At 45.3% G+C, this 14000-nt stretch carries 16 protein-coding genes; 12 read left to right on the plus strand and 4 right to left on the minus strand.

Annotated elements, in window-relative coordinates; genetic code table 11:
* The first annotated feature begins 8 nt into the window (after positions 1-8).
* The 3 genes from dapF to paiA all read left to right on the plus strand — a co-directional run bounded on the left by dapF (position 9) and on the right by paiA (position 2299).
* Positions 9-863: a diaminopimelate epimerase gene (gene dapF, locus V756_RS0104755; protein WP_024713669.1), complete on the plus strand. Its 855-nt coding sequence runs from the start codon at positions 9-11 to the stop codon at positions 861-863.
* A gap of 78 nt (positions 864-941) precedes the next feature.
* Positions 942-1304 (plus strand): HesB/IscA family protein, encoded by a 363-nt coding sequence (locus V756_RS0104760; protein ID WP_024713670.1) that lies wholly within the window; start codon positions 942-944, stop codon positions 1302-1304.
* A 476-nt stretch (positions 1305-1780) separates the two neighbouring features.
* Positions 1781-2299 carry a spermidine/spermine N(1)-acetyltransferase gene (gene paiA / locus V756_RS0104770; RefSeq protein WP_024713671.1) on the plus strand — a complete coding sequence of 173 codons (519 nt, stop codon included), beginning with the start codon at positions 1781-1783 and terminating at the stop codon, positions 2297-2299.
* A 141-nt stretch (positions 2300-2440) separates the two neighbouring features.
* Here the strand turns inward: paiA and guaC are convergent, their stop codons facing one another.
* Positions 2441-3421, minus strand: coding sequence for a GMP reductase (gene guaC / locus V756_RS0104775; RefSeq protein ID WP_024713672.1), 981 nt, complete (start codon positions 3419-3421; stop codon positions 2441-2443).
* A 282-nt stretch (positions 3422-3703) separates the two neighbouring features.
* Between guaC and V756_RS01000000121855 the strand changes: the two genes are divergently transcribed.
* The gene (locus V756_RS01000000121855) at positions 3704-3844 is read left to right on the plus strand and encodes a hypothetical protein (protein WP_032681733.1); all 141 of its coding nucleotides are present in this window, start codon (positions 3704-3706) and stop codon (positions 3842-3844) included.
* Between the two features lie 38 nt (positions 3845-3882).
* Here V756_RS01000000121855 and yumC read toward each other — a convergent pair whose 3' ends face one another.
* A complete protein-coding gene (yumC, locus tag V756_RS0104785; protein ID WP_024713673.1) occupies positions 3883-4881 on the minus strand; it encodes a ferredoxin--NADP reductase 2 in 999 nt (332 codons plus the stop codon).
* A 333-nt stretch (positions 4882-5214) separates the two neighbouring features.
* Between yumC and V756_RS0104790 the strand changes: the two genes are divergently transcribed.
* The 4 genes from V756_RS0104790 to spsC all read left to right on the plus strand — a co-directional run bounded on the left by V756_RS0104790 (position 5215) and on the right by spsC (position 7792).
* The gene (locus V756_RS0104790; protein ID WP_024713674.1) at positions 5215-6435 is read left to right on the plus strand and encodes an NAD(P)/FAD-dependent oxidoreductase; all 1221 of its coding nucleotides are present in this window, start codon (positions 5215-5217) and stop codon (positions 6433-6435) included.
* 81 nt (positions 6436-6516) lie between these two features.
* Positions 6517-6660, plus strand: a complete 144-nt coding sequence (locus V756_RS01000000121860) for a YuiA family protein (RefSeq protein ID WP_032681740.1) — start codon at positions 6517-6519, stop codon at positions 6658-6660.
* Positions 6661-6712: 52 nt separating this feature from the next.
* Entirely contained in the window at positions 6713-7033 is a 321-nt protein-coding gene (locus V756_RS0104795; protein ID WP_024713675.1) for a YuiB family protein, read from the plus strand.
* Between the two features lie 102 nt (positions 7034-7135).
* Positions 7136-7792: a stationary phase survival protein SpsC gene (spsC, locus tag V756_RS0104800; RefSeq protein ID WP_081719772.1), complete on the plus strand. Its 657-nt coding sequence runs from the start codon at positions 7136-7138 to the stop codon at positions 7790-7792.
* A 29-nt stretch (positions 7793-7821) separates the two neighbouring features.
* On the opposite strand, the gene V756_RS0104805 is transcribed toward spsC, so the two are convergent.
* Entirely contained in the window at positions 7822-8298 is a 477-nt protein-coding gene (locus V756_RS0104805; protein ID WP_024713677.1) for a divergent PAP2 family protein, read from the minus strand.
* Positions 8299-8454: 156 nt separating this feature from the next.
* Here V756_RS0104805 and V756_RS0104810 point away from each other — a divergent pair, with 156 nt between their 5' ends.
* Both V756_RS0104810 and V756_RS0104815 read left to right on the plus strand, forming a co-directional pair.
* Complete coding sequence (locus V756_RS0104810; RefSeq protein ID WP_024713678.1) at positions 8455-9960, plus strand: leucyl aminopeptidase; 1506 nt, start codon at positions 8455-8457, stop codon at positions 9958-9960.
* A 141-nt stretch (positions 9961-10101) separates the two neighbouring features.
* Positions 10102-11430 (plus strand): Na+/H+ antiporter family protein, encoded by a 1329-nt coding sequence (locus tag V756_RS0104815; protein WP_024713679.1) that lies wholly within the window; start codon positions 10102-10104, stop codon positions 11428-11430.
* A 70-nt stretch (positions 11431-11500) separates the two neighbouring features.
* Here V756_RS0104815 and V756_RS0104820 read toward each other — a convergent pair whose 3' ends face one another.
* Positions 11501-12103: a biotin transporter BioY gene (locus tag V756_RS0104820; protein WP_024713680.1), complete on the minus strand. Its 603-nt coding sequence runs from the start codon at positions 12101-12103 to the stop codon at positions 11501-11503.
* Between the two features lie 100 nt (positions 12104-12203).
* Here V756_RS0104820 and V756_RS0104825 point away from each other — a divergent pair, with 100 nt between their 5' ends.
* Both V756_RS0104825 and besA read left to right on the plus strand, forming a co-directional pair.
* Positions 12204-12800 (plus strand): sulfite oxidase-like oxidoreductase, encoded by a 597-nt coding sequence (locus tag V756_RS0104825; RefSeq protein ID WP_024713681.1) that lies wholly within the window; start codon positions 12204-12206, stop codon positions 12798-12800.
* A 213-nt stretch (positions 12801-13013) separates the two neighbouring features.
* Entirely contained in the window at positions 13014-13883 is an 870-nt protein-coding gene (gene besA, locus V756_RS0104830; RefSeq protein WP_024713682.1) for a ferri-bacillibactin esterase BesA, read from the plus strand.
* The last annotated feature ends 117 nt before the right edge of the window (positions 13884-14000 follow it).

Below are 14000 nucleotides of genomic sequence, written 5' to 3' on the forward strand. Positions count from 1 at the left end.
AGGCACCTATGAACTCATTTCGATTTACCAAAATGCACGGCTTGGGAAACAGCTATATCTATGTGAATCAATTTGAAGAACAGCTTCCGGAAGAAAAACTGTCTGAGATTGCCATCCAAGTTTCTTCTGTTTATACAGGGATCGGTTCCGACGGAATGATCCTGATATGTCCTTCAGACAAAGCGCCTGTCAAAATGCGGATTTTTAATAATGACGGGTCTGAAGGGAAAAACTGCGGCAACGGCCTGCGCTGCGTCGCAAAATACGCGTATGAGCATAAGCTGGTTGAGGAAACATCTTTTCTGATTGAAACCCTCTCCGGGCTCGTGAAAGCGGAGGTTCAAACTGAAAACGGGAAAGTGAATGTTGTCACTGTCGATATGGGTGAACCGCGCCTGACAAAGGCTGAGCTTCCAATGCTAGGCGGCGGAAAAGAGCATACGATCAATGAAACGATGACGTTTGGCGAAGCCGAGCTGACAGGCACAGCCGTTTCGATGGGGAATCCGCATATTGTCTTTCCGATCGCTGACATTGAACAGGCACCCTTGACAACGCTTGGGCCGGTGATTGAAAAAGATCCGAGGTTTCCGGAAGGCATCAATGTGGAATTCGTCGAAATCGTGAATGAACACGAACTGCATTTCCGCGTTTGGGAACGGGGATCAGGGATTACGCAGGCATGCGGGACAGGAGCGTGTGCAGCGGCGGTCGCATCTGTGTTAAACGGCATATCAAAACGAAATCAAGACATCACAGTGCATTTAGCGGGCGGAGATTTGGTGATTAACTGGAAGGACAACGGCCATGTCATGATGACAGGGCCGGCTGAAACCGTATGTGAGGGTGTTTATTTTTTGTAAAACACCTTGTTTGAGAATTGAATCGATCAAGTTTATAATAAAAGACAGCATCCGGTTTTTAAAAGGAGGTTCACAAAGATGAGCAACCCGGTAACCATTACAGAAGCAGCAGCTTTGCATATAAAAGATATGATGAAAGAGCATGAGGAAGAAAACGCGTTTCTGCGTGTCGGCGTCAAAGGCGGCGGCTGCAGCGGCCTTTCTTACGGCATGGGCTTTGAGCATGAAAAGGGCGAAAAAGACAGCATGTTTGATCAGCATGGCATCACTGTGCTTGTTGACAAAGAAAGCCTTGACATCATGAACGGCACCGTGATTGATTACAAGCAATCCATGCTCGGCGGCGGCTTCACCATCGACAATCCAAACGCCATCGCTTCATGCGGCTGCGGTTCTTCTTTCAGAACAGCGACGAATACAGGTACGCCTGAAGAATGCTAGACGCTACCCGATATGTTGAGATATGAATTGTGATCTCACCAGTTTCGGAGGATTGCGTGATTGCATTCCGCCAATAACCGTAAGCTTGTTCATGACGCTTTTCTTAGCGATAAATCATCGTTAAGGGAGGCGTTTTTTTTATGGCGTAAAATAAGAACAGAAGAGGAAAAAATTCACTATACTTGATCTCCTTTATCCTCATCTTTGTTGTAATTACAACAAAGATGAGGTATATTTAGCGCAAGATGTTTCGTTGTATTTACAATGAAACTTACGTTTGGGGTGTTGATGGAGAAGGAAATTCATGAAAGTGGAGTAGCAGCAAGGGCAATATCTGTTAGCCGAAATGAAATAGTAGATCGAACAAAATACTTTTTTCCACAGGAAAATGTATTTCCGTTTATAAAATAATAGAAAAGGACAGGACATTTTAAAAATACGATAAATCATTCATGATATAAGGAGCGAATATATAGATGACCATAAATATCAAAAAGTGCAGCCGTGAAGATACAAAAATACTTCAAGAAATCAGTATTGAAACATTCAACGATACGTTTAAAGATCAGAATTCGCCAGAAAATATGAAAGCCTATTTAGAAAGTGCATTCAACTTGAACCAGCTGGAAAAGGAATTATCCAATGTATATTCGCAGTTCTTTTTAGTGTACTTTCATCATGAAATCGCTGGATATCTAAAGGTCAACACCAATGATGCGCAGTCTGAAGAAATGGGTGATGAATCACTTGAAATTGAGAGGATTTATGTAAAGAGCCATTTTCAAAAACATGGTCTTGGCAAATACCTGTTAAATAAAGCGATTGAAATGGCGATAAAACGTAAAAAAAAGAAAATTTGGCTGGGCGTATGGGAAAAAAACGAAAATGCCATTGCTTTTTATAAGAAAATGGGTTTTGTTCAAACCGGCGCCCACTCTTTTGATATGGGTGATGAAGAACAAACGGACTTTATCATGGCTAAAACTCTCAAGTAACTTGTTTGAGAAATGGATGGCTGCTTATAATCTAAGGTTTCGCTCAAGAACATTCTTTGGCATGGATGTGCGCCTGAAGAGTTTTCACGACAGAAAACGCCAAGTCAAGCGGAGAACCGCAGTCTTGGCGTTTTTTATTTTTTAGTATTTGTCTCCATTAAAGATTGAATTCTTCACAATCACATAATCCACATTGCGGATCGCGTCAAGCTTTGTTCCGCCTGCGTAAGAAATGGAAGATTGAAGATCCTGTTCCATTTCGATCAGCGTATCCTTGATTGAGCCTTTATGCGGCACGTGCATTTTTTTGCCTTCTACATTTTTCTTTTCGCCTTTTTGGAATTCGGAGGCTGAGCCGAAGTATTCCTTGTGGAGCTTTCCGTCTTTTTCAATTGTTTGGCCTGGTGATTCTTCATGTCCGGCAAACAGTGAGCCAATCATAACCATTGTGGCGCCGAAGCGGATTGATTTTGCGATGTCGCCATGTGTGCGGATGCCGCCATCAGCGATAATCGGCTTGCTGGCAGCTTTGGCACACCAGCGCAGCGCCGCTAATTGCCAGCCGCCTGTGCCGAAGCCGGTTTTAATTTTTGTAATGCAAACTTTTCCCGGTCCGATGCCGACTTTAGTGGCATCCGCTCCAGCGTTTTCAAGCTCTCTGACCGCTTCAGGCGTGCCGACATTGCCGGCAATGACAAAGGTGTCCGGCAAATGCTTTTTGAGGTGCTGAATCATCTCAATGACAGCATTTGAATGTCCGTGCGCAATGTCAATTGTCACATACTCGGGAGTGAGATTTTCTTCCGCCAGCTGGCGCACAAAGCCGTACTCCTCATCTTTGACCCCCACGCTGATAGAAGAGAATAATCCGCGTGCGTTCATTTCTTTAATAAAATCAATTCGTGTTTCAGGTTCAAATCGATGCATCACATAAAAGTAACCGTTTTCGGCTAATTGAATGGCTAGCTTTTCATCTATAATCGTCTGCATGTTGGCAGGAACGACGGGCAATTTAAATGTACGTCCGCCTAAACGTACGGAGGTATCACATTCTGAACGGCTGTTCACAATGCATTTTGCAGGAATTAATTGAATATCTTCGTAATCAAATACGTTTTCCATCATTTTCACTCCTAAAAACGAATATTTAAAATAATAATATATGAAATGTTCGCCTTGTATAATGTACTCTGTTTTATTTATGATGTCAAACGTTTTATTTGTTAGCAGGGATGTTCAAGTGCCGAAGCTTGTCATGCACAGTGAGTTTGGGTATGATAGTTTTAACGAATGGTCTTAAAGAGCGGATCGAAATGCGAATCATATACGTTCAGCAAAGCTTGGTCGTTCAGCACCAGGCTTTCTTTATCTTTATGACATAAACAAGTGAAAGGAGCGGCAGAAATGACGCAAAACGAAGAAAAAACACCGAAGTCCCAAAAGGTCCAAGACCGTATTATTATGGCAATGATCTGGATCGTCGCAGCTCTTGTGATTGCGCTGGTTCTGGGAACTGTATTGAATTATATGAATATCTTCAAATAAAAAAGGAGCTGTGTCGCTGACACAAGCTCCTTTTTTTGTTATTTATTTTCAAACAGACTTGTTGAGTGAAGAGGCTGTACGCGGGCTTTCGGATCCATGTAAGCCTTGGCGTTGTTTACTGCTGTCGGTGCCTCGCCGAAGCCGCTTGCGATCAGGTTGACTTTTCCTTCGTATGTACAAATGTCACCTGCTGCAAAGAAGCCTTCGATGTTTGTTTCCATTGTTGATTTGACGACGATGGAATTTTTCTCGATGTCCAGACCCCAGTTTTTGATCGGGCCAAGAGATGAAACGAAACCGTAGTTGACGATTAAGTCATCAATTTCTAAAATCTCTTTGCGGTCGCCTTTCACTTCTTCAAGCACAAGCTGCTCAATTTTGTCTTCCCCGATCAGCTCCGCAGGGACGAATGGTGTCAAGACATTTACTTTAGACGCGTGAAGGTTTTCCACACTGTGCTCGTGCGCGCGGAACTTATCACGGCGGTGAATGATGGATACTTCTTTTGCAATCGGCTCAAGCATAAGCGCCCAGTCAACCGCAGAATCCCCTCCGCCAAGGATCGCAACGCGTCTGCCGGCGAATTTTTGCAAATCGTCAACGAAGTAGTGAAGATTTTTGCCTTCATACTGCTCGGCATTTTCTAGCTCCAGCTTTCTCGGTTTAAATGCGCCGTTTCCTGCAGTAATGATGACTGTTTTGGAGTAGTGGGTTTCTTCATTTGTCACAAGCTTAAACACGCCGTCCGCTTGTTTCTCTACAGATTCAACTGCTTGCTCCAGACAAATGGTTTGATCGAATTTCGCCATTTGCTCTTTCAGGTTATTGATCAGCTCTTGGGCGCGGATTTTCGGGAATCCCGCTACATCGTATATATATTTTTCAGGATAAAGGGCGCTAAGCTGTCCGCCGAGCTGAGGCAGGCTTTCGATCATTTTGACGCTTGCCTGTCTCATGCCTCCGTAAAAAGCGGTGAATAAGCCGACCGGTCCTCCGCCTATAATTGTAATATCATAAACCTTTGTATCCTCTCGCATACGAAAATGGCCTCCTAAATGAAAATTGTTATTAATTATACCATATTGCTGTTTAAATTGACGAGTCAGCCGAAAAAAACGTAAGTGTAATAGCGTGCGCATCCATTCTTGAAAATATTTCCTCAGGCCGATACGATGATAACCAAATGATTTGATCTTTTTCTGAATTTTTCCTGGGCCAGCCGGATAGATATGATAGTAGTGTTCTGGGTGTGGACTTCACAAAAAACTTTTTAATATATCTCATAAAATCCCGCCAATAAGCTGAAGCTAACACAAATGATCATTTTATTATGCGTCTAACAAAAGCAAAAAAAAGAGAAGGTGGATGTGATGGCATTGAATAAGCCCAAAATCGTGATTTTAGGTGCAGGATATGGCGGATTGATGACGGTAACAAGGCTGACAAAGTTTGTCGGGCCGAATGATGCTGATATTACGCTTGTGAATAAACACAATTATCATTATGAAACGACATGGATGCATGAAGCGAGTGCGGGTACGCTCCATCATGACCGCTGCCGTTATCAGATAAAGGATGTCATCAACCAGTCGCGGGTCAATTTTGTACAGGATACCGTAAAGGCAATCAACATTGAAGAGAAAAAAGTTGTGCTTGCGAATGGAGAGCTGCAGTACGATTATTTAGTCATCGGGCTCGGCGCAGTGCCTGAGACGTTTGGCATTACAGGTTTGAAGGAACATGCATTTCCGATCGCCAATATTAACACATCGCGCCTGCTGCGGGAACATATTGAGCTGCAGTTTGCGACTTACAATACGGAAGCGGAAAAACGGCCGGACAGGTTAACAATTGTTGTGGGCGGAGCCGGATTTACGGGAATTGAATTTCTCGGAGAACTGGCGGCCCGCGTGCCTGAGCTCTGTAAGGAGTATGACATTGACAGGAGCCTTGTCCGCATCATTTGCGTGGAAGCGGCACCGACCGTGCTGCCTGGCTTTGATCCTGAGCTTGTCGATTATGCGGTTCATTATCTTGAGGAAAACGGAGTTGAATTTAAGATCGGCACGGCTGTACAAGAATGTACACCGGAAGGAGTCAGAGTCGGGAAAAAAGATGAAGAACCAGAGCAGATCAAATCGCAAACCGTTGTATGGGCGGCAGGTGTCCGCGGCCATCCGATTGTGGAAGAAGCCGGTTTTGAAAATATGCGCGGCCGGGTCAAAGTCAATCCTGATCTTCGCGCACCTGGATATGATAACGTCTTCATTCTCGGCGACAGCTCACTGTTTATGAACGAAGATACAGAGCGCCCGTATCCGCCGACTGCGCAAATTGCGATGCAGCAGGGGATCACGGTTGCTAAGAACCTAAGCAGACTCATTAAAGGCGGAGAGCTTGAGCAATTCAAGCCGGACATTAAAGGAACGGTGGCATCTCTTGGCGAGCATAACGCGGTTGGGGTCGTTTATGGCAGAAAGCTGAAAGGAACGCCGGCTTCGTTTATGAAAAAAGTCATCGATAACCGCTCGCTGTTTTTGATCGGCGGCCTGGGACTGACGCTGAAAAAAGGCAAGTTTAAGTTTTTCTAAAAACCCGCTTTCCGCGGGTTTTTTTGTTGACAGCTTGATATGGTATATTATCAGAAAATTAGGAAAAAGGGTGATGATCAGATGAAAACTGCAAAGACAACCACTTCACATGCATGCCCATTTTGCTCAGGGAAAGGATATTTTCAATTGATCCTCGGCGGTTCAGAGACTTGTCCGTCATGCCGGGGAACAGGAAAAGACAGGCATTCTTTTTCCAGCCGTTGACTTTAATTCAGCCCTCGCGTTACACTGAAAACAACGCAGGGGGTGGGATAGGTTGATTAGTCTGCCAGTCGTAATCATCTCAATTGTTTTGTTTTTTGTCTTGTTTTTTGGAATCGGTTTCTTATTAAACATGCTGCTGAGAATGTCTTGGATAATGGCTGTGATTTATCCGATTGTATGCCTATTCATTATCAGCAAGGAAAAGCTGATCAGCTATGTCCAGTCGCCGGGAGAATCCTTTGCCGGCCTGTTTCATCGAATCGTGTCATTAGCAGCTGCCGATGTGCTGATTTTAGCCAGCGGTTTGGCTGGCGCGATCGTGTCCGGTATAGCGATCAACATGCTCAGAAAAAGAGGATATCAAATGTTTTAACTGCCGCTTTCTTCTATAGAAAGCTTTTTTTTGTTTTCTGCCCATTCACCATTTTGAATATTGCTTTCTCCAATTGGGAACAATGATTCGGAGGAGAGGTGAATGATGTTGACTATGATCAGACGTTTGCTGATGACCTGTTTATTTCTGCTTGCATTTGGCACGACATTTTTGTCAGTGTCAGGAATCGAAGCGAAGGACTTGTCAAAATGGGTGCAGGAACAACAAGAAAAGCACTTGAAGCATGCAGGACTGACATTAAAAGCGCTGCAGCAGAAAAAAACACAAACCATGTCCGCGGCCAATGATAAAACAAAACTGTTAGAAGAAGCATTTGACTGGGACGATTATCCGGTCCAAAGAGTAACAGCAACAGGGTACACAGCAGGAGCTGAATCGACGGGGAAAAATCCCGGCGATCCATTATACGGGCTTACATATTCAGGCGTGAAAGTGAAACGGGATTTATATTCCACCGTTGCCGCTGATCCGTCCGTTTTTCCGATCGGCACGATTTTATTCATCCCGAACTACGGTCTCGGAGTTGTGGCTGACACAGGATCAGCGATTAAGGGAAACCGCCTTGATCTCTACTTTGAAACCGTCAAAGATGTGTACAATGAATGGGGCAAAAAAACCCTTGATGTATATGTGATTAAAAAGGGAACGGGAAAGGTTACCGAGGATGAGCTTGAGAAGCTCAATGAAACAAAATCGCTGCAGGTGTTCAGAAATCAATATAAAACTGTGAAAGAATAAAACGCTCCAGCGAATGCTGGAGCGTTTTATTACAGAAAAAAGTAAGCGAGTATGAATGTCAGTAAAATACCTGTTAAGCCTCCGAAAAAGACCTCGATCGGCTGATGTCCGAGAAGCTCCTTCAGCTTTTTTTGCTTTTCTTTATCTTCGGCTTTCGGGAAGTCCTTTGCTTCATTTACGAAGCGGTTAAAATCAATGACAAGCTTATTGAGAACTGTTGCCTGTTCACCGGCGTGACGTCTGACGCCAGTTGCGTCAAACATGGTAATGACGGCGAAAATAGCGGAAACCGCAAAGAGAGAGGAGCCTAACCCGTGCTCCAAGGCTACGCCTGTAGAAAGCGCGGTGACCGCTGCGGAGTGGGAGCTCGGCATGCCGCCTGTGCTTGTGACCAGCGACCAGTCCAGTCTTCTGGACACGATAAACTGTATGGGCACTTTGATGACCTGAGCAAAAATAATCGCGGCCAGGCTTGATAATAAAGGGAAATTCGTTAAAAGTTCCATCGGCGACATCCTTTCTATTTGAAAAATCCTTCGTGTTTCAAAAGAAAAAAGCAAGTCTTGACTGTTGTTTGATAAAATAAGTGTAATGGAAAGAATGTTTTTCCTATTATACCATTGTTCATTACAAATACCCATTACGTTAGGAGTGTAAGCCCCATGTTTTATGCGGTTCAGCAATTAGAGCACACAGATACACTTGTGGTCGGGCTTTTTCAAAAAAGCCGGCTTACAGGCAAAGCGTTGGACATTGATGAATTGCTTGAAGGCCATCTGACACAGCTATTGAAAGATGGTGATGTCTCTTCAAAACCGAATCAAGTATCAAAAGTATTCCCTCCATCTTCTGCGGGTATGAAACGGATTTATTTCGTTGGTCTGGGGAGAGAGGCAAATTATTCGTTTGAACAGGCAAAGGAATGTTTTGCGCATGTTTTTCAAGCGATTCACAAAGATCGAAAACAAGAAGCAGCTGTCCTGCTTGACACGTTTATGTCGGAAGACGTGCCGGCAGCTGATGCCGCTCATGCTTTAGCTGAGAGCTGCCTGCTTGCTTCCTATGAGGTGCAGGATTATAAGCACAAATCAAATGAGCCGGACAAACAAATTGAGGCCGTGTATGCCGTCACAGACGAAGACACACAGGAAGTGCAGGCGGGACTTCACGTCGGCCAGGCATACGGTCAAGGGACAAATTCGGCTAGAACGCTTGTGAATATGCCGGGAAACATGCTGACAGCGACGGATCTGGCTTCTTATGCAGAAGAGCTTGCGGCAAAATATGATTTTGAGTGTGAAATATTGGAGAAATCAGAAATGGAAGAGCTCGGCATGGGTGGAATACTTGCGGTAAACCAAGGCTCTGCCGAACCGCCGAAAATGATTGTTTTGAGGTATCAGGGCAAAAAGGATTGGGAAGACGTCGTCGGACTTGTCGGCAAAGGAATTACCTTTGATACAGGCGGCTACTCCATTAAAACGAAATCCGGCATTGTCGGCATGAAGTCTGATATGGGGGGAGCAGCTGCGGTTCTCGGCGCAATGGAAATGATCGGAGAGCTTCGGCCAGAACAAAATGTGCTTGCTGTTATACCGTCAACCGATAATATGATCTCCGGCGGGGCGATGAAGCCTGATGATGTCATCGTATCATTAAGCGGAAAAACCATTGAAATCCTCAATACGGATGCTGAAGGAAGACTTGTGCTTGCGGATGGCATTACATACGCCAAACAGCATGGCGCGTCAGTTCTTGTTGATGTGGCTACGCTTACCGGCGGCGTCGTCGTGGCATTAGGAAAAGAAACGACCGGCGCTATGACAAATGATCAACGTTTTTATCAGCAGGTAGCTGATGCAGCAAAAGAGTGCGGCGAGGCAATCTGGCAGTTGCCGATCACTGAAAAGGATAAAAAGCGTGTGAAAAGCAGCCAAATGGCGGACCTCAGCAATTCGCCGGGACGCGAAGGACATGCGATTATGGCAGGAACGTTTCTTGGTGAATTTGCTGAATCGACACCTTGGGTTCATCTAGATATTGCGGGCACGGCGACTTCTAATAAAGCAACATGCTTCGGGCCGTCCGGAGCCACCGGCGTGATGGCCAGAACACTGGCCACACTGGCGGAACGATTTGCATTGGAAAAAGATCAAAGTGAATCATGATAAATCCCCTGCCGCAGTATGCGGCGGGGATTTTTTCTTCCGAAATCTTTAGTTGACTAAAGTATATTGATTATGATACGATACGTTCGTACTTTATTTATCTACTACATTAGCAAACTAAAGGATTTTTGGAGGGGTATCATGAATGCAGTCGTTATCGCAGTGCTGCTTATGCTTGTTTTAAGCCTGCTGCGTGTCAATATTGTTATCGCATTAATCTTAGGCGCTCTGGCCGGCGGGCTGACAGGCGGGCTCGGTCTTGGCGAAACGGTTAAAGCCTTTACGGACGGACTCGGCGGAAATGCCACCGTGGCAGTCAGCTACGCCATGCTTGGCGCGTTTGCTGCGGCTTTAACGAAAACGGGCCTTCCGGATGCAATGGTGGAAGCCTCTGTTAAATTAATTGGTAATAAAGAAGATTCTCGCAAAAAGGCACTGTCTAAAGTGCTGATTGTGCTGATTATATTAATTGTATCTTGTTTTTCGCAAAACGTGGTACCGGTTCACATCGCGTTTATCCCGGTGCTGATCCCGCCGCTTTTGAAAATCTTTAATGAACTCGAAATGGACCGCCGTTTGTTAGCATGTGTGATTACATTCGGTTTAACGGCTCCTTATATTGTTTTACCGGTTGGCTTCGGCCAAATCTTCCAAGGCATGCTGAGGGACAACATGGCGGATGCCGGATTAAACGTTCCGCTCGGTGACATTCCGTATGCACTCATCATCCCGGTTGCGGGCATGGTTGTCGGCCTTATTTTATCAGTGATCGTATACCGTAAACCAAAACAATACGAAACAAAAGACATTTCAGGTGCAAAAGCATCCCCATATACGAGAAAAAGCATTGGCATCGCGGTTCTCGCCATTGTCGTGTCACTTGGCGTTCAGCTTTACTTATCTCAGACTTTGGGAGTAGAAGGAATGATTATGGGGGCGCTGGCAGGTCTGATTGTTCTGTTTGTCAGCGGTGTGATGAAGCGTGATGAAGCGGACTCACTAATTACTGACGGAATGGTTTTAATGGCATTTATCGGCTTTGTCATGCTCGTTGCAGCAGGTTTCTCCAATGTATTGAACAAAACGGGAGACGTGGCTTCGCTTGTCAAAGCGTCTGCTGGTTTTATCGGTCACAGCCAATCACTTGGCGCCGTTTTGATGTTGCTTGTCGGCTTATTAATTACAATGGGAATTGGATCTTCTTTTGCGACGATTCCGGTTATCACAACCATCTTCGTGCCGCTATGTATGCAGCTTGGATTCAGTCCAATGGCAACAATTGCGATTATCGGGGCTGCAGCTGCGCTTGGCGATGCCGGTTCGCCTGCAAGCGACAGTACGCTTGGACCGACTTCAGGGTTGAGTGCGGACGGACAGCATCACCACATTTGGGACACATGTGTGCCGACATTTATATTTTATAATATCCCGCTTGTCATCTTTGGCTGGATTGCAGCGCTTGTTTTATAAGGAAAAAGGCTCCCCTTTACTGGGGAGCCTTTTCTCGTTATGATAAAAAAACCGTCCAATAGAACGGTTTTTACGTCGGCGATATGTGATTTCTGTTAAATCCGGTTGCTTTATGAATAGAGCGGTAGATCGCAGGTGCAATAAACGCCAGTATCACAGCCAGCGCTGCGTCTTTTACCATAAACCAAGTCATGAAGCCCCAAGCCGTGCCGTAGTTCACCGGCGCATGAATCCACAGCTTCAGTGCAAGATACATATAGGTTGTGCCGATGATATACATGATCGCCGTCCCGATAAAAGAAGCAATCAGAAATCGGACTTTGCTTGGCTGGAGTTTGCGTTCTAAAAACCATCCAGCTGCAAAAGCCGCCGGGATGTATGAGATAATAAATCCGCCGCTTTTCCCTGCAAACGGCGCGAATCCCGCTGAAAATTGAGCAAACACAGGCGCTCCGGCTAATCCGACAAGCGCATAGATGACCATGGCAATCGCTGCCCGTCTGCTGCCAAGCAGCAAGGCCGCCAAAAGACAGAAAAACGGCTGCATCGACAGCGGAATGCCGGCTACTTGTAAAAAGGGTGCTACTGATGTAAGGTTGGCGCCGACAGCCATAAGTGCGGCGAACATTCCGATCAGCGCCATATCGCCTGCGCGAAGTTTACGTTGTTTCATAGTTGTCCCCCTTAGATTTGCATACACAATCATAGAGTAATAAAGAATGGCAATATTGTCAACATAAATCGAATTAAGGTTAACAAAAGGAGGGTTCAGTATGTATTTTGGAAAAACAAAACAATCGGATCAATCTGGGAGAGTGCCGCCAAATCAAAACGTTACAACCTCGTTTCCTGTGCTTCATACGGGAAATGTTCCATATTACGAAGATATGACGAGATGGAATCTTCAAGTATACGGATTGGTTGACCATCCAATGCTGCTAAGCTTTGAAGATGTCAAAGCCTTCCCTCAGCACGAATCGAAAAATGATATCCATTGCGTCACAGGCTGGTCAAGGCTTGATAATGTGTGGCAAGGTGTGCGGGCACGTGATATCGCGGAAAAAGCGGGTGTACAAGAAGAAGCGGGCTACGTCATTTTACATGCGGAAGAGGGCTGGACGACCAATCTGCCGCTTGATGACTTTTTGGCTGAAACCTCACTTTTGGCTTATGCGCATCATGGCGAGCCTTTAACGCCTGAACACGGCTTCCCGCTGCGGGGCGTGTTTCCGCATCTGTATTTTTGGAAAAGCGCCAAGTGGCTGCGCGGCATCCAATTTACGAAAGAAAATCACCCCGGTTTTTGGGAGCAGAACGGCTATCACATGAGAGGCGACCCTTGGCAAAATCAAAGGTTTACATGGGATTAAGGTTCTATTTTTAGCAGGACCATCTGCGTCTTTTGCCGGTTTTCATTTCCATATTGATAGTCTTAAGGTACCTTATTTGATAAAGGTGCCTTTTTTATTAAGGAAAAAGTTGACTTTCTTTGGAAGAAAACCTATTATTTGAGGTGTCTAGTTGATAGTGAAAATCATTATCATATGTTGTGGTTTAGCATAAGGAGAGGAATGTCGTACTGCATGAATGAGAATACAACAGACCGGGTGAAAGGCGGGACGCAAAACGCATTTACTATTCCTGGTACGGAAGTGCGTATGATGACTTCACGCAATGAAAACCGTGCCTATCAAATTTTTATCTCGAAACCGAATACACCGCCGCCGTCCGCTGGTTATCCTGTCATTTATTTGCTGGATGCCAATTCTGTCTTCGGAACGATGACGGAAGCCGTCCGAGTTCAGGGGCGCCGTCCTGAAAAAACCGGGGTGATTCCTGCTGTCATCGTCGGCATCGGCTATGGAACAGCAGAACCGTTCTCCTCAGCGCGCCTCCGGGATTTTACAATGCCGACAGCCAAATCGAAGCTGCCAGAAAGGCCTGACGGCAGAGAATGGCCTGAGCATGGCGGAGCGGAGGGCTTTTTCAGATTTATTGAGGAGGATCTGAAACCGGAAATAGAACGAGATTATCAGATTGACAGAAACAGACAAACGATTTTTGGGCACTCGCTTGGCGGGCTGTTCGTGCTGCATGTGCTGTTATCAAAGCCGGATGCGTTTCAAACGTATGTCGCGGGAAGTCCGTCCATTCATTGGAATAAACCGTTTATTCTTGAGAAAGCGGGCCATTTCGCCTCTTGCTTCAAGAAAAATAATCAGCCTATCAATATCCTGCTTGCCGCAGGAGAATTGGAGCAGCATCATAAAAGCCGGATGAACGATAATGCGAGGGAGCTTTACGAGCGGCTGGCCGCTTTATCTGAACAAGGCATCCGGGCAGAATTTTGCGAGTTTTCAGGAGAAGGACATATTTCAGTTCTTCCTGTATTGGTGAGCCGGGCGCTGCGTTTTGCGCTTCACCCTGACGGACCGCATATGTCAATGGGCTGAGACATTCTCAGCCTTGCTTCTAAAAAAATAAACGTCATTGAAATTATATTTGACTGTCTCATGACATTTGGATATGATTATTTTTATAATTGATAATGATAATCATTATCATTATCA

It is taken from the genome of Bacillus tequilensis KCTC 13622, assembly GCF_000507145.1.
Classification (GTDB): Bacteria; Bacillota; Bacilli; order Bacillales; family Bacillaceae; genus Bacillus; species Bacillus tequilensis.